This window comes from Arthrobacter sp. fls2-241-R2A-200 (assembly GCF_030209745.1).
Lineage (GTDB): Bacteria > Actinomycetota > Actinomycetes > Actinomycetales > Micrococcaceae > Arthrobacter.
In genome coordinates this window covers 158,878-176,485 of the sequence record NZ_JARVRJ010000004.1, presented here as the reverse complement: position 1 = coordinate 176,485, position 17,608 = coordinate 158,878, and the positions used below count along the sequence as shown (strand labels likewise).

Sequence of the window (17,608 nt, the reverse complement as noted above, 5' to 3'; positions counted from 1 at the left end):
GCACCGTTCTGCCTGATAATGCAAGAATCGCAGCACCCTCGCTCACACCGTTATTCGCTTTCCTCCGGGTCTATCCCCTTAAGCATGTATGCGTGGAGGCGTACGAGCAGTGGCCGATTTGCCGTCAACCATGCGCGCGACATCTCGCGATCCTCCGGGAGATCAACGCCGTGGTCCCGTTTCAGGGAGAGGTTGGAGGACCCGAAAATCGTTGTCTGGTGTCACTCCCGCCGACCTTTGCTGCAGGTCCCGGCTAGGATGACGGTAATAGTTCTCAGGTCAGCTGGGGGAATGGCGCAAGAGTTCATCGCGGATCGGTATGCGGCGATCAGGGGTAGCCACAGGCAAGGTGGACAAGGCGATGTCTTCAAGGCCGTCGATCTGGACAGTGGTAAAGAAGTCGCGGTTAAGGTCATTCCAGGCACAAAGGATGCGGTCAACGCCATCTTTTTCACGAGGGAGACGGATGCACTTGCCCGACTCGACCATCCCAACGTCGCCCGGCTCCTCGACAAAGGCTTCGACGCCCAACGTGGTGACTACTACATCGTCCTCGAGTGGATTCCAGACTCCCTGACGGAATGGCTCGCAGCCCTGGGCGAGCCCCCAGGGTGGGATGATCTGTGCGAGACTATTGGGCTCCCCCTTTCGAGCGCGCTAGCCCACGCCCACGCCAACGGTGTGTTGCATAGGGATATCAAACCCACCAACGTCTTGTGGGACGGCCATGGACCGCTGCTTGCCGACTTCGGCATTAGCAAAATTAAGAACCAAGTGGCTGCACCGGGAGATGCCACAGTCGTGGACCACGCCTCCACGCCTTATGCACCGCCGGAAAAGGTTACGAAGGCGGCAGCGAACCGGGACGTCCACGGGCTCGCAGCCACGTTAGTCCGCTGTCTCGTCCCCTACGAGCTGCGCAACTATGCAGACATCTCACGAGCCTTGTCAGACGACGTAGACGGCATAGATGTCCCTGAACAGGTTATGGACCTGTTGAAGCGCTGTCTGAGCAATGACCCGAGCAACAGGCCCAAAGATGGCCAGGTCCTGGACCTCGAGCTCCGTAAGCTCCACTCCAACCGCAGCCGGAAATGGCGCGCCCAAACCGAGATGGCAGTCAACCTCACCACGCAGGCCCGCACGCAGTTGCTGAAAGCACGTGCTGACTCGATCCCTGAACGCTCGATCGAAACCCTCATGGGAACAGCCACGTACGCCGTCCCCCGCAGAGTCCAGAAGGGTTCAGCGGTCATCCTCAACCCGGACGAGTTCGAGCTCGTCGGCGACGAGCTCTGCCTCGTCGTCAAGTTCACGCAGGGAGGCATGGTCTGCACGCGAGCCGACGTCCGCGATTTCTACGAACTTGAGGCACGCCGTCGCTCGCCAGCAGCAGTCCTCCTGCCGTCAGATCAGTACATCTGGACCGCCCGGCAACCGGCGAGCCCGCTGGCTGCATACCGCGCGACCAACGAGCTTCACGAACTCCTTCGGCAGGCCATCCAGGATGCCGAGGACCGCGACAGCGAACGATTCCGCCAAAGCCGACTTGACGGCTGGTCACGACTCATCGAGGCCAAGGAGGAACTCGACAGGAAACTCGAAGACCCTGTCGGATACAGGCTCAACTCCCGTCACTGGAACACCGCAAACCTCCAACTGGACCACGAACCGCGTGAGGAAATCCTCGACCAGGACCTCTTGGCCCGCGAAACAGCCCGGCCTACGTCCGGAACCGCTGTTTCATGCGTCGTGGAGGAGATCGACGGAGACGAGGCGACCGTCCGAATCTCAGGAAACCCTGCCGATTTTCCTGAAGACGGAGTCCTGGTCAGGAACCGGACAGCCTCGAACACCGCAGTGCGGCGACAACGGGAAGCACTCGGCTCGCTCCGCGACCAAAGAAGCCTGCGCCCGGACCTTCGCGACCTGGTACTGGACCCCGCGTCGAGCTCTCCTGCCCAGCCAGTGGAGTTCGCGCCCATCAACGCGGACCTCGACGACGACAAGAAGGTCGCAGTGGCAAAGGCACTCGGAGCCTCTGACCTCTTCCTCGTCCAAGGCCCACCGGGCACCGGAAAGACGTCCTTCATCTGCGAGCTCGTCGCCCAGCACCTGAGGGCCCGTCCAAATGACAGGATCCTCCTCGTCAGCCAGATGCACGTTGCTCTTGACAACGCCGTAAGCCGTCTCGACAGGGCAGGAGTGGACGGCCTTGTCCGACTCTCGACGCGAGAAGACCAGGTAGCCCAGGAGGCGGTCCATCTCCTCCTGCCGAACAAGATCAAAGCCTGGACGGAGGAAGTGAGGCACAGGGCTGGCCAAGGGCTCGAGCAGCTGGCCGCTGCCGCCGACGTCTCCGCCCTGAGCCTCCGATTGGCCTTCGCCGCAGAGGAGGCCGCAGCCGCGCTGCGGCTCCGGGACCAGCGTAAGGCAGAACTCGAATCATTCGACCCACAGGACAGCGACGACGACGTCGAAAACGAACTGACGGATCGGCTGGACAGGGCTGAGAAGGCGGCAGCCCTCGCCTTGGACACGGTTCGACAGCAGGCCGGTGCCGTTGATGCCAATGTCGCCGAACAGGAAACCATCGAAACACTCACCCAGCTTTCCGCAGCGTGCCTGGATAGTAGGCCCGACGCTGCCCGCCTCCGGGACATCATGCGCGCCCAAGCCGACTGGCTGGCAAGCCTTCAGGATCCCCGCGCGGCCGAGCTGCTGTTCCTTCCGAAACAGTCCGTCATCGCCGGGACGTGCATGGGATTCTTGGGAAACCAGAGCGTCCGCGATATCGACTTCGACCTCTGCATCGTCGACGAGGCGTCACGGGCAACTTCCACCGAACTCTTCGTCCCCATGGTGCGTTCGCGCCGGTGGGTGCTCGTGGGCGACACGAAACAGCTCCCGCCGATGCGCGAAGAGGTCATGGACCACAGTGAGCTTGTCGATACCTACAATCTCGACGAACTGCTCGGCTCCGACTCGCTGTTCAGCATCCTGGTTGCAGAGTCACCAAATGACTGCAGAGAGAGCCTCGTCACGCAGCATCGGATGGCTCGCCCCATCGGACAACTGATCTCCAACACCTTCTATGACAAGCAACTGGTGCACGATCCGCATCCTTCACTCGACGGAGAAGCCCTCAGCGGGCAACCTCGCGTGGCGTGGTTCTCGACAAGTCGTCGCGAAACCCGACATGAAGACTCGGCCAAGGCGAAAAGCTCCTCGAACTCGACCGAGGTCGACATCGTCTGCCGACGACTTTCCCGACTGGAAGAAATGGCCGAAAGAGGCGAGCTCCACCGTCTGGACGGCAACCGGATCGAAGTCCTTGTCCTCACCGGATACCAACGACAGCTCCACATGCTGGACCGCGCAGTCCGGGCCCTTAATCTTCCCCACCTCGACACCAGCGTCAAAACGATCGACGCCGTACAGGGCAGAGAAGCGGACGTCGTAATATTCTCCGTCACCCGGAGCAACGCCCGACTCGAAATGGGTTTCCTCTCCGAGTCCTTCGGGGAAGGCCGCATCAATGTGGCTCTTTCACGCGCACGCGAACTCCTCTGGATTGTCGGAGACTCGGAATTCTGCACTGCGAAAGACGGACCGCTGAAAAGAGTGCTCCACCACATAGAACACACCGACGATTGCCGAATGGAGTTCGTGTGACCGACCCCCTCGCCCTCGCTGCCCGACGCCACGCCCACGTCATCCCTGGCCACCTCTTGGTGTCCGCAGAGCCCTGCGCCATCCCAGCCTCAGTGCTCACCGTCGACCTGCTGGCCGAAAGAGCCAGCGAGCTCGGCGTCGCCGAGCGATACACCCTCCGGGCCATCAAATTAGGTTTGAAGCGGATCGAGGAAATCTCCTGGTTCCTCGGACTCGATCAAGACGATACCGCGAATGTGATCGGGGCCCTGCTGCAGAGGGAGATGATCGACTACAGGGCGCTCGACACCGACCACCGCCACATACAACTCCTGCCCCCTGGGCAAGAGGCACTCGAGGATACTGTGGCAGAGGCTCCGAAAGTCGTCACCCTCTCGGTCATGTTTGACAGGATCGTTCGCAAACCAGTCGCCTGGACTAAACGATCCCTCACACGCGCAGCCGAGGTAGGGAACCGTGTAGGAATATTGGTCCTGCCGCCAGCGTCAGGCGAACCTGCAGCCGTAGACGAACTGTCCGCCGCCGACCTCACCGCAATTCTCGGGGGCAGGAACCAGGTCAACCGGATACTCGGCACTCTCGGTGTCACCGAGAACCGGAAGTACTTCAAAGAAGCCATCCTGCTGATCTATAAAGGAATCGACTCCGACTCGGTTCGTCTGGGCCTAGACATTGACGGTACGTGGAGTCCGGCCCACGAGGTGCAACTCGAGCGCCTTCAGACCGTCGATCGACTCGGCATCAGAATTGAAGGACCGCAGTCGCCCGCCGACGGCCAAACACGGACCGACTCACCGGAGCCCGGCGTTACCCCGACGATGGCGCGAGAAGAGGTTCTCACGCTCCAAGCGATGGCAGACGGTCCCGAAACCGGGACAGTGGGACCCCATCCGGATACCGGCGCAGAAGCCGGCCAGACTGTCGATTCGGCCGCGATACGGTGGCTCGGCACCTATGAGCATCCCTGGATTCTCGATGAAGCAGTGACAAAGGCCCGGCGGAGACTCCTCATCATCAGCCCGTGGATCACAAGTGCCGTGGTCACAAAGACCTGGATCAGGCAAATCGAGAAATTGGCTGCGAAGTGCCCTGTCATCATCGCCTGGGGATATGAAGACCAGCCTAAGATCGACGAGTCCCTCACCGAGCTTCATTCGGCAGCGCGACGGTCAAAACAGCTTGCCGTAGTGCGATTGAAGAACACCCACGCCAAGGTGCTCGTCGGCGACGACTTTTATGTCACGACAAGTTTCAACTGGCTATCGTTCAGAGGGGACAGGAGCCGACGGTACCGAATGGAGGAAGGAACGCTCGTCCGTGAACGCAGGCTTGCCGACCTTGCCTATGAGCGGTATCTGGACCAGGTCAGAGAGCAGGCATTGGAGGTGGTCGGCAACCTTCCCAACCCGTCCGGGGCCGCTCTTCCCGATGCCAGCACCTCGAGCACGTCGCCAAACGCTGCATCCGATGCCCAAGATGACAACAGTGAGGGCCACAGCAGCCGGCCACCACGGCACCGAAAGCCGAGGAAGACGCCTCCAGATGAGGCATGGGCACGGCTTCGCACCGGAGAGACGATTCCTGGCCGGATCCAAGGCTTCGCCGTCTTTGGAGTGTTCGTCACCCTCGAAAACGGCATCGTGGGCCTCATCCACAATTCGCGACTGCCGTCCACCATGCGAAGGCCGGAGGGGAACGGCCTCGCTATCGGAGGACGCGTCAATGTCCGGATTCTTGAGGTCCAACCCGAACGCAAACGCGTCTCGCTCGCACTGCAGGGCTAAAACACGGCCCGCTTCTGTATTGGCGGATCTAGGTGCATGGCTCCAGATCTGATTTGATCGACCCATGAGCCGCAAGTAGAAGCGCAATTCAACGCGCCCTGCCAATGGGATCCAATCCGACGTAAAGGTGGTCGCCAGTTCACCTGAGACGAAAAGGATAGTTGCCGTTCTTGGCGACATCGATGACGAAGCACACACTGCCGCACGGCACAGCTGGCCGGATCACCCGTCCCGCGAGTACGACTTCGACGCGGCGATCCTCACTCGCGGCATCAACGCGCTTAAGGGCATCCGTATCTTGGTTGAGAACGGGCATTGGGAGCTGGCACAAGGCGTGCTGCGCCAGCTGTTCGAGCTGGTCGTGAACATCGAATACCTCCACCATCAGGAGGACCGCGGCGAGGCCATGCGGCGGTATGTGAAGTTCGGTGTCCTGGAGAAGCTCGAAGCCCGTCGCGACGAGATGAGATACGACGCACAAGCCGGACACCCAGTTAACCTTGCGAAGCTTGATGCCTTGGAGAAGTACCTAGAGACTTCTGAATTCGATGAGTTCCGGAATAAGAAGGGTGATTTCATCACCAGCTGGGCATCGCGGAAAATCTGGGAAATGTGCGAGAAGTCGCCGTTGAAGATGCGCCAGCACCAGTACAAGCTTCTCTATAGCGCATGGTCCGAGCACGCGCATGCGACTCCGGGAGCCCTGGTCGATGCGATCCTGCGGAGCTCCGGACCTGGTTGGGTGGAAGAGGTCATGGCCGACGATGAGGCCAATATCCAAGAGTGCGTTCGGATGGGTGTCGCACTGTTTGTTGAGCTGCGAATGTACTTGCCTTGCATCGAACCGATTGTTCCCGAGATGGCCAATGGCTGGTTCCATCGGGTTCTTCCCTCCGAGCTTCGGGGTGGTGAGCATGGTGCATCCGTATGGGGTCCAGTCGCCCAGGTAAACATAAACGCCAGCGGTCTCGACCAGGTATCCGTATCCGAGAGCGGAGACTAGATTCGAGGTAAAAAATCCCCCAAGTGCGCATCGTTAAGGAGCGTGGGGGATATGTCAGCAGTACGAGCGTGTGTTCTGGCCGCTCTTCGTCCCCGAGGCCAAGAACATGCTCCGCTGGCGCGTCCGGCTGGAGTGCGGCTGCACTCACGAGGTCTTCACGCACGGGGAGGACGAGTTCCCGGACGATCGCAGCCACCTCGACCCCATCACCCGATGCCGACTTCCCGCCGGCGAGTATTGGTGCCCGTCCGACCTACCCAGATGCCCTACCGCGACATCGTCGAGTGGGTTGACAGGAAAATCACGGAGTTCCCAGCCCGATGCTGAGGAACCTGACTACGACTGGATGGACGCAGAGACCTGGGCGAAGATCCGAAAACCCCGGCCACACTCGTCTGCTTTCTGGAAGGTCAAGCTCGACTGCGGGCACCATCAGCAAGTCTGCACTGACGTGGATTGGAAGCCTGAGATGAGCCCAAGTTGTTGTCCGAGGAGCGCGTCGCGGAGATCCGCCGTGATTTCGAGGAGAGTTGGGCGACCCAGGGGAACACTGGCTGGCCACACGAGGGCCCCGAGCGCGACCACATCCGGAAGATGATCGGCGGCAGCCTTCATCAAATTTTTTCACTGCTCAAGCATGAAAGCCCGGTACGACATCCGGAGCTCCACTATGGTGTGAGACCGAGCCTCACCAAGGCCGCGCACGTGATCAGCCCTCCCCCTGCGACAGAGGCGAGTATCAGGGATGACTTCACGAGGAGGTGCTTCGTCCAGGCAATCTTGCTCATGCGGACCATCTGATTGGATAGGATTGGCAGCATATCGGCGTCTTTGATCTTGGCCGGCAGTTGTTCCAGAGGCCAGAACTTCAGGTGTCCGAAGTAGATAAAGTTGTCTCTCCACTCCTTCTTAACGTGCCACATACGCAACCGGGGGATAACCACCCACATTGCGCAACCGGCCGCCAGTATCAGGGCAATTCCAGCTCCGTAGTATGTGATCTCTTGGACCGGGCCTTCGAGGCGGTTGAACAGACGGTCCTTACCCGAGAGGGTAACTAACATCGCTAGGCCGGCTGATTCGAGTGCAAACGCGAAGGAGGCCTTCGCGTCAACCTTTCCAGTCCAGTCGACGAGAGCGCCGTGGATACGCCAGGCAGTATCCAGCGCATCCTTGTCGCTTTTGCCTGATCCGGCTTCTGCATTTTTGCCCCGACGCATCAGACCGACCAGCGATACGAGGATTTGTAATAGGAGTAGGTCTTGCCACCCATCGCGTAGCTGAACGGGCCGTGCCACATATTGACTCCTTTGCTCAGTTTGGCGGAGTCATTCAGGCCGTCATATGCGCCCTTGCCGATGAATGTGGTGAAGTGGTCCTGCCGTATGTCGCTCAGTTTCGCCGCAAGGTTTGGGGCTGTCCCCACGGAAATCATGTCGTCACTGCCCCTGAACCCTGCTCGGACGAGGAGAGACTTGCCGCTTGCTATTCCGCATGCGTGCTTGAGCTGCCAACCATTCTTCTTGATAGATCCAAACTGGCTCGCTATAGCGGGCTGCACCAGATTGTTCATAGCCCACTTGATCTGCAGAGCTGACTTGGCCGCTCTTGTGTTCCTGTCCGTGCCAGCAAAGATCCCCATGACCCGATCTCCATCAAAGCTGCGGATGTGGCCGTTGTTGGCGCGGATGATCCGCGTACTCACAGATAAGTAGGCTTTCATGACCCTGGCTACTGTGTCGGGGGGAGCGATGGCGACGAGCCCGGATGAATCCGCCATGTCAGCGTAGAGGTAAGTTGATGGCAGATACACACCCTGTGAGTACCCCATCTTGGCTGGATCAGGAACGGATTCAATAACACCGTCATTCCTCACTGTCGTCGTGAGACTCGTGTTGACCGTCTTCACGATGTCATCCTCGACGGCTGATCTCAGCGTCATGCTTCTCCTTGCTTCGCTATCTAGTAATGGATCCAAGCCTATGGGGAGGGGCTGACACTAACCGGCGACTTTGATTCATTCCCGGGCGGTCAGAGAATCTTGAGGCCGTAGTTAGACGTTCTGATCTCTTCTACGCGGCCACCACCGATATCTTTCGGGTACGCCAGACTCCACATAGCATTCCCCTCCCCGCTGCTATAACACGTTGAATAGGCCATCTCTTTCCACATCCGGTCAGTGATGGTCGTGCGTGCTCCGTGCAGGTCACTTAGCTTCGCGGCTATGTTCGGAGCGTCCCCGATGGAAACCAGGTCGTTACTGTTGCGAACGCCAGCACGCACAACGAGCGCATCTCCAAGATCGATTCCGGTCCTGCTGCTTAGCACCCAACTTGATTTGAGGTACTCGCTGAGGCGGTATGCCAGGCTGGGCCTGACTATCTCGTCCACTGCCCATTTGATTTCCAGGGCCGTCCTTGCAGCCACAGTCGGGGCGTTGTCTCCGATGAAAATGGCCATTACGCGGTCTCCGTCGTAGCTTCGGATCTCACCTTTGTTGTCACGAATTACTCGCGTGACAGCAGCCAAGAAAGCACGCACGATCTGAGCGGCCGTCGTAGCGGAGTGATTCTTGGCCAAACCGGAAGAGTCTTCCATGTCTGTGTAAAGATAAACCGCTTTCAGCCAGACACCCCCGTTGTTCAGATTTATTGAATCTGAGGTCGGCACCACTTGGCCCCGCCTTGTGTCCAGCTTGGTCTTGAGGAGGGAGTCTACCGCTGTGCTGTAGTCATCCTTGCGAGTCATGATCCCCATTTCAACGTAGCGAGCGAAAGCTTTAACAGCCTACTAACTGTCATGTTCTTTGGGCCTTGTGTCCAGCCGCCGGGGCCGAGGGCTTCCAGCGACCAGCGACCAGCCCATGCCCTCGATGAAAGCCACAGCGCGCTCGAACATGGCCGGGCTTCCCACGGACAGCTCGAGCCAAAGGCCCGGCCATATCCGCCGAGCCTGCTGTGCGTGACAGGGGAGGGGACGAGATATCTGACATCGCCTCAGTTTTCCAATCGCGGGAACCGAGCTCGCCAACCAGTATGTATGTGGTGATCGCACTGGGATGGGCCTGTTTGTGCTGATTTCGCAGGGATCTTTTCTCCTCGCTAAGTGAGCGTAAAACCTACCCTTCACATGGACCCCCGGGGACATGTCCTTAAGTATTCGCGTGATGTGTTCACTGTAACGACAGGAATTTCCTCCACTCGCACGTGGTGCTCATCGCTCCAGCGCTGCCCACTTAACGTGGGAAGTTGGGTTTGGTTTTCCGGAAGTCTAAGTGTCTATTGGCTCGCTGGGCACGCCTGCAAGCGATGCGAAACGCCGATCGTACGCGAAAAGTTCATGAATCGCTCCAGCCACTTTTGCCCGGTTTGCCAGCAAAATCGCTAGCTTGAGCGTCAGCGGAGGCCGATGAGCATATGGTGATCCAAGGGCGCGCGACCGTCACGTTGGGGATCCGGACGTGGCCGTGCTCGACTGCTCTTCCCATTGACATTCATGTTTTGCCGGCCGAGTGGTTGAGTCAGACTGGAACGAGGCATGATCAGTTTCAACGTCAGTGGTCGCGGCTAATGTCCATAACATCGAACGAATGGAGGAGGTACCATGGCGCTGAAGACGTCGCTGGCAGGGCGGGTGCGGAACACGACACTGCCGAAAACCCATGCGCTGCTCCCGCTGCACGAGGCGGTCGTCAACGGCATCCAGGCGATCGACGCGCGGTTCCCAGACGATGCCGCTGGCCGAGGGCGTCTCACCGTCCGGATTCACCGGGAGCGGCAGGGCGCGTTCGACCTTAGCGCGGGCTCTCCCGGCCGCGCACCGCTCAAGATCATCACCGGTTTCAGCGTCGAGGACAACGGCATCGGGTTCACGCCCGACAACATGACGTCCTTCGAGACGCTCGACAGCGACTACAAGGCCGGTATGGGTTGCCGCGGCGTGGGCCGGCTGCTCTGGCTGGTGGCGTTCGATCGCGTCGAGGTGCGCAGCGCCTATTACGAGGGTGGGACCCTTGCGGGACGTCAGTTCAGGTTCTCGGTCAGTCAGGACGTCGTGCGCGACGACGCGCCCGACGGACTGACCGATGCCGGCAGCTCTGTGTGTCTGGAGGGCTTCAAGAAGCCGTACCAGCAGAGCGCGGCGAAGACGGTTGAGGCCATCGCGCGCGAAATCTTCGAGCACTGTATCTGGTACTTCCTCCGCGACGGCGGCGCTCCCGACGTGTTCGTGTCTGACGACGATGAGACGTTCTCGCTCAAGGACTTTGTCGAAGAGCTCGGGCACTCCGAGACTGCAGCGTCGTTCGAGGTCAAGGGCCAGACGTTCGAGATGCTCAACCTGCGCCTCAAGACCTCGGCCCGCAACGCGACGCCGCGCCTGCACTGGTGCGCCGCGAACCGGGTCGTCAAAGACGAGAGCATCGCGGGGAAGCTGCCGGGCCTCTACGCGCGCATGAAAGACGGCACCTCAACCGAGTTCACCTACGTCTGCTACCTGTCCTCGACCTACCTCAACGACCACGTCAGGGCCGACCGCACGGACTTCGACCTGCCGGAGCGCATGGCGGGCGACGCCCTGATCGACGAGCCGACGCTCGACGACATCCGTACAGGCGTCCTGCAGGAGGTCTCGAAGGCGCTGACCGAGCCGCTGGCATCGGCGCGGGTCGCGAGCAAGGAGCGGATCCACCAATACGTGAGCACCAAGGGGCCGAAGTACCGCCCGCTCATCAAGCGCATCGAATCAGCCGGGATCGTCGTGGACCCGTCGATGAAGGACTCCGACCTCGAAATGGAGCTGCACAAGCATGCCCAGAGGATCGAAACCGATTTACTGGCAGAGGGCCAGGCCGTATTCGCGGATTCGAGCGGAGACAAGCCCGAAGATTACGACGAGCGCCTCGCCAAGTACCTCGTGACAGTGAAGGATTTCAACCAGTCCGACCTGGCGAACTACGTCGCCCGACGACGAACGACCCTCGACATCCTCGCGAAACTCATCGAGTCGGACGGCAACGGCAAGTACGCCCGCGAGGACCGTATCCATGAGCTGCTCTTCCCGATGCGGCAGGACTCGAACGAGGTCGGGGTCGACGCGTCAAACTTGTGGATCCTCGACGAGCGGCTCGTCTTCCACGACTACCTCGCGTCCGACAAGACGTTCAAGAATATGCCCGTCACGGACGATGCCTCGACGAACAGACCAGACATTCTGGCAACCCGCGTGCTCGAGCCGGACTTGCCCGTGCTCGCGTCCGAAGGACAGAAGCTGCCGCTGCAGTCGATCGTCGTCGTCGAGCTCAAGCGTCCCATGCGCAATGATGCGACGGCGGAGGATAAGAACCCCATCGCACAGTGCCTCGACTACGTCGCGCGCGTCCGTGAGGGCAAGGCGGCGACTGCAACTGGGCGACCGATCCCGTCGAGCGCGCAGGAGCCGCCGGCTTTCTGCTATGTCATCGCCGACCTGACGCCGACGATGGAGCGCATGTGCAAGCTGTCGACCCTGACCAAAACACATGACGGGCTCGGGTACTTCGGCTACATCGAGCCCTACAAGGCCTACGTCGAAGTCATCAGCTTCGACGGTCTCGTCAATGCGGCCACAGAGCGGAACAGGGCGTTCTTCGATAGGCTCGGCCTGCCGTCGAGCTAGGCGACGATCAGCGACATGCTCCTCCGCGTAGCACGGCTGCATGTCCGATGTTGTGGGACCTTCGGGGAGGTGTGCCAGAGCTAGTCAAGTGATGGAGGTCCCGATCGGCTGATCGTCAGGCTGGAGGCGTTGGACGGCAAGTTCGACCCCTGGCGTCCGGCGGAGATCCTGCTCCGCAATCCGGCGAAACTGGAGAAGCTCTCCCAGACAACGCTCCAGTGCCGGGGGTATGTCTTTAACCGAGTATGCGTGAAAGTGTGCGAGAGGTGGCTTATGTCGCGGAGGCGTTGGACCTGAGGTCTTGAGCCGGTGGGTAGGTGTCAGCGGTACCAGCCGCGGCGGGTGGGTACTTCTATCCGCGGGATTTCGTGCGGTTTCAGCGGACGTTGGGGAACCGGGCGGATGGTGTAAGGGGTGATGCGGTCCTCCTCGTGCTCCCTCTCGATCATTTCTGCGGTGCCCTTGTCAGTCCTGCGGATGTGGTCCACAGCCCATGTCAGGAGGACGTCGAGGCGATTGACTTCCGCTTCTGCAGCCAAGAGCCGTTCATGGGCCGTCACCGAGCCGTAACCGCACCATTGGCGGAGGATCTCATGAACGGGCTTTTGGCGGCGCAGGTAATAGTCGTATTCAAACTCGGCAGAAGTCGTTAACGGTTCCCGGGTTTCCCAGTTTTCAATTGTTCCGCCCCGTTTGGATTTTTCTCGAGCCACCGCTTCCTGGGCCATGACGAGGTCCAGGACCGGGGCCGGGTTCCTGCGACAGGCCAGCTCCACGACAGCCAGCGCCGCACGCGGCGATAGGAACACCTCGCCGTCGTGAACCAGCCAGGAAAATCGGGCTTGGAAGGCAGCCACGGTCTGTCCGGTGAGCGCTTCGAAGGCGACGTGATCGTGGACCGTCAACGAATCGTCGCTTGAAGCGACAGACAGCTCGGCGACCTCCGAAGGTACAACCAGCTCAAGGGCCGCCCAAAGGGCCGACGCCTCATGTTCGTCGATGGCCTCGGCCTTGAGCCGCCTCCAGCCATCCATTGCGGCATCGTACGGGACTACGTCTTCCCACGGTACCTTGAGCCGCGAGCGAGGGACGTTCTCCTCCCTGCCCGGTGGATGGCCGTGCATGTGACGGATGTCGACCCGGAATCTTCGACCCTCCTGATGCACCGCCACGATGTGCACCCGCTCGGACGGCGCATTGTCACGCTGCCTGTAGGCCCACTCTTCCCCCGGGCAGGGACTACGGGAAACCTCAGCATTTGGTTCCATAGCCGCTCATTATCCGTCCACACCAGGCTGCTGTCTCCTAGCAGATTGGTGCCAACAATTAGCCGAACGAGAAACCATCAGCTGGAACTGCGCAGGACCGGGCTTTTGTTCAAAGCTACGTTTTCGGGATGATGTCCGGCTTGTTCCTAGACTTGGGTGACGCTGTGGACGAGCATTGAATAGTGAGCGCCGCCGACACTGCCCCGGTCGATGACCAGACACGTGAATCCGCAAGACTGCTGAAGCGAGTACCTGGGCGGGCGCGGCCTCAGAAGGAGGCCCTCCGGGAGTTCGAGGAGGGTGTCGCCCAGTTGCGTCAGCATTACGACCCGGTATTCTGGCCGCTCTTCGTCCCGGAAGCCAAGAACATGTTTCGCTGGCGCGTCGAGTTGGAGTGCGGATGTAAGCACGAGGTCAACACGCACGGAGAGGACAAGTATCCGGACGATCGCCGCTTCCCCGACCTCATCAGTCAGTGCAGGCTTCCCTCCGGGGAGTTCTGGTGTACGACTGACCACGGACCTGCTCAGAAGCCGTATCGGGACATCGTCGAGTGGGTCGATCGCAAGGTCACGGAGTTCCCGGCGGACCCTGTGGAGCCGGAATACGACTGGATGGACGCCGAGGACTGGGCGAAGATCCGGAAACCCAAGCCACACACGTCGGCGTTCTGGCGGGTCAGGCTCTCCTGCGGGCACTATGAGCAAGTCTGCACTGATGTGGATTGGAAGCCCGAGGACGGGCCCAAGCTGGTGTCCGAGGAGCGCATCGTGGAAATCCGCCGTGATTTCGAGGAAAGCTGGGCGGCAGCGGATAACCCTGGATGGCCTGAAAAGGGTGTCGAGCGAGACCACATCCGGAAGATGATCGATCTGCGCTGGCCGCGCCCCGAGCCCGAGAGGGACTGCTTCACGTGTACGCAGGTGCGGCGGATCACTGGCTATCAGCGGATCGGCTGGCTCGTTACGAGGACGACGCCGGCACCGCGTCCGTCGACGAACCTCGATCGGGAGAAGATCGAGGCTCGACTCGCCGCGGCGGAGGCTGAAGTCCAGCGGCTGCGCAAGCAACTCGACAACCCAGGCAACGCTTGAATTCACAACGACGCGATCTTGACTTCGTATTTTGGGAAGGGTCGCAAGAACTACACCCCCGATGGGAACGGGAAGCGGACCAAGGACGCCTATGACGAGTTCAGCGTTCGGCAGTTCATCGCGTTCACATCAGGGGATGTTCTATGAGTATTCGTAGGGCTATCCTCGGCAGATGAACCAACATGCAGTACCGACCGAACCAGGTCAATACATATTTGCGTTCAGCCTCAGCCGAGGGTGGCTTCGGATAGCTGGGACGTGTGCAGTTGCTGCGGTGGTTATGGCCGTCGTGGCAAACGCAACAGAGCCGTTCCGAGCCCCCTTGGGAATCGCGCTAGGCGTCCTCGCGATAACCCTACTCATCGCACTTGCCATCAAAGGTTCATCACGACGGCAGGCGCAGGAACCAGCGGCAGCCCGAGCCCGCACGGGCGGGCATCGGAGGTTGTTTGGCAAAATGCGGGGCAGAAGGTCCTTAGCGGCAGAACTGGCTCTCCTTGCAGAACTCCATGCGAAGGGTGCACTCTCTGACGAGGAATTCAGCGCCGCCAAGCTCCGTACCCTTGCGGACTGACATCCAGCGGCTGCTTCGTCAGTCTCTTAGCCACTTCAGGGGCAACTTCGGCCAAGAATTCGCCCATCGTGCCCCGCAGTGAGGGAAAAGAAGGCCCACCGATGGGGGACCGGCAGGCCTTCAGCACGCCACGCTACAGCAGCGCGCATGGAACATCGACTGGACTAAGAGGTGAAACAAACGAGTTCCAAGTTGTCGTTCTTCTCTTTGTCCGGGGCATGGATCGGGGTTGTTTCCGGCGTTGGAAACGCCGCCCGCCGCACGGGAATAACGCGTCTGTTCGGCTGCTGCTATCTGCCCGGCCATGGGGCTGGGCGCTCGGTCGTAGTGTCCCGGACGCTTTGAGGGGACATTGATACTCTGGGCAGAGGGGAAAAGGGGGAACACGGAAATGGGTCTTAGAAGTCTTTTTCAACGAAAAGCCGCAACCGCGGCACCCATAGGTCCAGTCGTGGCCGCAGGACCTGTCCCAGGCGCGCCCATGTCACCTGAGCTCCAAGCGGAACTGCGGGAAGCGTGGGCAGAACTAACTGAGGCCGCCAAGGCATCGAAAGTGACAAACTTCCACGCCTGTACACGTACGGCCCGGCACTGGACCGAGGACCCGGCGGCAGTCAGGGCCATAGCGGCCACACTCCGTGAATTCCCGGATACAGACAGCCAGCAGACGACATAGTGACCTACGGGCGTTCGATCGTAGGTCACTACAGCTCACCGGAAGGCCGGCGGTCGACATTTTCACTCAGCTCCTGGGACGGTTGCAGGGAATTGACATGCGGTGGGCGAGGATTGAGCCATGGTAAACGTATCCGCGGTTTAACCGCCGTGATCTACAAGCAGATTGAGTCCGTGTCGATGCTCCACCCTGTGTCCTCATGAAGAAGATGAGGCTCCGGTACGCCGGAGCGTGTCGGCTGTGCGGTGCATCTCTTCCGGCCGGGACGGAAGCGATCTACGAGAGCGAGACGAAGACCGTCCGATGCTTGGAGTGTGCCACCGAGACCCCGGAAACAACCCCCGACCTGGAACGACTTGGTGATGTGTCGTTGTCGGCTGTATCCGGAGTAGCTGGCTCGTCAGCCCGACGCGAGTATGAGCGTCGCAAAGCGAAAGACGAGGAAAAGCTCCGCGAGAAGTGGGGTCCATTCGGCGGCATCGCAGTCACCCTCTCTGACGAACGCCAAAGCACCAAGTCCTGGGATCGAGGCGCGATTGGCGAGGAACGCCTCGGCGCTCGGCTGGATGCCCTGGCCGCTGATGGCCTGGCCGTCCTTCACGACCGACGCATCCCCGGATCGAAGGCCAACATCGACCACATAGCCATCACTCCCAGTGGAATCTGGGTCATTGACGCCAAACGGTACAAGGGACGGCCTGAACTGAAGGTCGAGGGTGGCATCTTTCGCCCCCGCGTCGAGAAACTCCTCGTCGGCCGACGGGATTGCACGAAGCTGGTCGATGGGGTGCTCAAACAGATCGACGTCGTGCGAGACCTTATTGGGGATGTTCCGGTCACCGGGGCGCTGTGCTTTGTTGAAGCCGACTGGCCCTTGATCGGGGGCGCATTCTCGACCCATGGCATTCATGTACTCTGGCCGAAACGGCTGGCCAAAGTGCTTGTAGAAGAGCCCGCCGGCGACGTTGACGTGGCGAGGATGCGTGAGACGGTTGCCTCCCGGTTCAAGCCTGCTTGAGTCAGGTGGCCGCCTCGCCGTCGGAGCATCTTCCGCTGTCGCCTTCTACGCCATGCGTTGCGGTCTCCGAGTCGGTAGCACCAAGGTTCGCATGCTGTGTCGGTGCCGGACAGTATCTTTATAGCAATTGCTGACCACATTCGAAGCGTGCACTCAAGATCCAGGAGAACCTCCACATGACGACGATAGTCGGCGACGGACAACGCTCCGCGCTGCACCAAATGAGCCGAGGCACTGCGAATGCCCTGAGCGGTGATGTTCACAGCTGGACTCCTGATGTGCACGGAGCCATATGAACGATCGCCGCATGCGCCTAGGTGATTTCTCTCAGCTCGCCCGGCAATGCCGTGAGAGCGGGTACGGATTCGCCGAGTTCCGGCAGCTGGAGAGGGTCCACCAGCTTGGTTGGCCGGATGATGTTCTGGAGCAATGGGTATTTGACCACGCCGAGAATGTCTCGTTCCTGAATGACTACGGGGAGGTCGATCTCGCCCAGATCGATTGGCAGGTCGAAGTATTGCCCGTCGACGATTTCATGGTGATGCCGACAGGACCGTCCGACCGAGGAGCCATAGAGGATTTCGCAGAGAATCCGGACCACTGGGTCGCCGTTCGCAGGTACGGCGTACACATGGGTGTGGGGCTCTGTTGGGAAGTCCACGGCACCTGGAAGCGGTGGCCGATCGTGCTGGACCGGGACCTAGTCAACCCGGGAGATTTCAGTCTTCAGCTTGTCGAAGGGCGCACCCGTGTGGGCATCCTGCGCGGCCGTCGACTGTGTGGGAGTGTGGTGGCAGACCGGCATCTGGCATGGGTCGGCCGCCGACGAGCATGAGCGGCCAGACGACTGCCCTTGGAGTG

Annotated in this window: 14 protein-coding genes; 10 read left to right on the top strand and 4 right to left on the bottom strand. The window is 60.4% G+C overall.

The annotated features are described in order from the left end of the window. Positions 1–291: 291 nt before the first annotated feature. From QRN42_RS05105 to QRN42_RS05095, 3 genes are all read left to right on the top strand, one after another. A complete protein-coding gene (locus QRN42_RS05105; protein ID WP_166651675.1) occupies positions 292–3,675 on the top strand; it encodes a serine/threonine-protein kinase in 3,384 nt (1,127 codons plus the stop codon). Further along, positions 3,672–5,459, top strand: coding sequence for a S1 RNA-binding domain-containing protein (locus QRN42_RS05100; RefSeq protein ID WP_133830819.1), 1,788 nt, complete (start codon positions 3,672–3,674; stop codon positions 5,457–5,459). The genes QRN42_RS05105 and QRN42_RS05100 overlap by 4 nt, the downstream gene beginning before the upstream one ends. Positions 5,460–5,586: 127 nt before the next feature. Next, on the top strand, positions 5,587–6,462 hold the full coding sequence (locus QRN42_RS05095; RefSeq protein WP_284975249.1) for a DUF5677 domain-containing protein: 876 nt from the start codon (positions 5,587–5,589) through the stop codon (positions 6,460–6,462). 668 nt (positions 6,463–7,130) lie between these two features. Here the strand turns inward: QRN42_RS05095 and QRN42_RS05090 are convergent. From QRN42_RS05090 to QRN42_RS05080, 3 genes are all read right to left on the bottom strand, one after another. Next, positions 7,131–7,682 (bottom strand): Pycsar system effector family protein, encoded by a 552-nt coding sequence (locus QRN42_RS05090; RefSeq protein WP_133830817.1) that lies wholly within the window; start codon positions 7,680–7,682, stop codon positions 7,131–7,133. Then, positions 7,682–8,404, bottom strand: coding sequence for an adenylate/guanylate cyclase domain-containing protein (locus QRN42_RS05085; protein ID WP_133830816.1), 723 nt, complete (start codon positions 8,402–8,404; stop codon positions 7,682–7,684). The genes QRN42_RS05090 and QRN42_RS05085 overlap by 1 nt, the downstream gene beginning before the upstream one ends. A gap of 89 nt (positions 8,405–8,493) precedes the next feature. Continuing rightward, positions 8,494–9,210 carry an adenylate/guanylate cyclase domain-containing protein gene (locus QRN42_RS05080; protein WP_133830815.1) on the bottom strand — a complete coding sequence of 239 codons (717 nt, stop codon included), beginning with the start codon at positions 9,208–9,210 and terminating at the stop codon, positions 8,494–8,496. A 381-nt stretch (positions 9,211–9,591) separates the two neighbouring features. Here QRN42_RS05080 and QRN42_RS05075 point away from each other — a divergent pair, with 381 nt between their 5' ends. After that, entirely contained in the window at positions 9,592–9,849 is a 258-nt protein-coding gene (locus tag QRN42_RS05075) for a zinc finger domain-containing protein (protein ID WP_284975304.1), read from the top strand. Between the two features lie 216 nt (positions 9,850–10,065). Continuing rightward, on the top strand, positions 10,066–12,117 hold the full coding sequence (locus tag QRN42_RS05070) for an ATP-binding protein (protein ID WP_284975250.1): 2,052 nt from the start codon (positions 10,066–10,068) through the stop codon (positions 12,115–12,117). A gap of 320 nt (positions 12,118–12,437) precedes the next feature. Here the strand turns inward: QRN42_RS05070 and QRN42_RS05065 are convergent, their stop codons facing one another. After that, positions 12,438–13,241: a hypothetical protein gene (locus QRN42_RS05065; RefSeq protein WP_284978252.1), complete on the bottom strand. Its 804-nt coding sequence runs from the start codon at positions 13,239–13,241 to the stop codon at positions 12,438–12,440. Positions 13,242–13,567: 326 nt separating this feature from the next. Here QRN42_RS05065 and QRN42_RS05060 point away from each other — a divergent pair, with 326 nt between their 5' ends. From QRN42_RS05060 to QRN42_RS05045, 5 genes are all read left to right on the top strand, one after another. Continuing rightward, positions 13,568–14,479, top strand: a complete 912-nt coding sequence (locus QRN42_RS05060; RefSeq protein WP_133830813.1) for a hypothetical protein — start codon at positions 13,568–13,570, stop codon at positions 14,477–14,479. A gap of 172 nt (positions 14,480–14,651) precedes the next feature. Beyond that, positions 14,652–15,053 (top strand): SHOCT domain-containing protein, encoded by a 402-nt coding sequence (locus QRN42_RS17990; protein ID WP_347876396.1) that lies wholly within the window; start codon positions 14,652–14,654, stop codon positions 15,051–15,053. 481 nt (positions 15,054–15,534) lie between these two features. Then, a complete protein-coding gene (locus QRN42_RS05055; protein ID WP_133830812.1) occupies positions 15,535–15,729 on the top strand; it encodes a hypothetical protein in 195 nt (64 codons plus the stop codon). A gap of 199 nt (positions 15,730–15,928) precedes the next feature. Continuing rightward, positions 15,929–16,747 carry a nuclease-related domain-containing protein gene (locus QRN42_RS05050; protein ID WP_243835341.1) on the top strand — a complete coding sequence of 273 codons (819 nt, stop codon included), beginning with the start codon at positions 15,929–15,931 and terminating at the stop codon, positions 16,745–16,747. Positions 16,748–17,054: 307 nt separating this feature from the next. Continuing rightward, positions 17,055–17,582 carry a hypothetical protein gene (locus QRN42_RS05045; RefSeq protein WP_133831051.1) on the top strand — a complete coding sequence of 176 codons (528 nt, stop codon included), beginning with the start codon at positions 17,055–17,057 and terminating at the stop codon, positions 17,580–17,582. The last annotated feature ends 26 nt before the right edge of the window (positions 17,583–17,608 follow it).

Bases quoted from the DNA above. Each gene is read 5' to 3' on its own strand.
- QRN42_RS05105 (WP_166651675.1), top strand. From the start codon at position 292: ATGGCGCAAGAGTTCATCGCGGATCGGTATGCGGCGATCAGGGGTAGC.
- QRN42_RS05090 (WP_133830817.1), bottom strand. From the start codon at position 7,682: ATGCGTCGGGGCAAAAATGCAGAAGCCGGATCAGGCAAAAGCGACAAG.
- QRN42_RS05085 (WP_133830816.1), bottom strand. From the start codon at position 8,404: ATGACGCTGAGATCAGCCGTCGAGGATGACATCGTGAAGACGGTCAAC.
- QRN42_RS05080 (WP_133830815.1), bottom strand. From the start codon at position 9,210: ATGACTCGCAAGGATGACTACAGCACAGCGGTAGACTCCCTCCTCAAG.
- QRN42_RS05075 (WP_284975304.1), top strand. From the start codon at position 9,592: ATGGACCCCCGGGGACATGTCCTTAAGTATTCGCGTGATGTGTTCACT.
- QRN42_RS05070 (WP_284975250.1), top strand. From the start codon at position 10,066: ATGGCGCTGAAGACGTCGCTGGCAGGGCGGGTGCGGAACACGACACTG.
- QRN42_RS05065 (WP_284978252.1), bottom strand. From the start codon at position 13,241: ATGCACGGCCATCCACCGGGCAGGGAGGAGAACGTCCCTCGCTCGCGG.
- QRN42_RS17990 (WP_347876396.1), top strand. From the start codon at position 14,652: ATGAACCAACATGCAGTACCGACCGAACCAGGTCAATACATATTTGCG.
- QRN42_RS05055 (WP_133830812.1), top strand. From the start codon at position 15,535: ATGTCACCTGAGCTCCAAGCGGAACTGCGGGAAGCGTGGGCAGAACTA.
- QRN42_RS05050 (WP_243835341.1), top strand. From the start codon at position 15,929: ATGAAGAAGATGAGGCTCCGGTACGCCGGAGCGTGTCGGCTGTGCGGT.
- QRN42_RS05045 (WP_133831051.1), top strand. From the start codon at position 17,055: ATGCGCCTAGGTGATTTCTCTCAGCTCGCCCGGCAATGCCGTGAGAGC.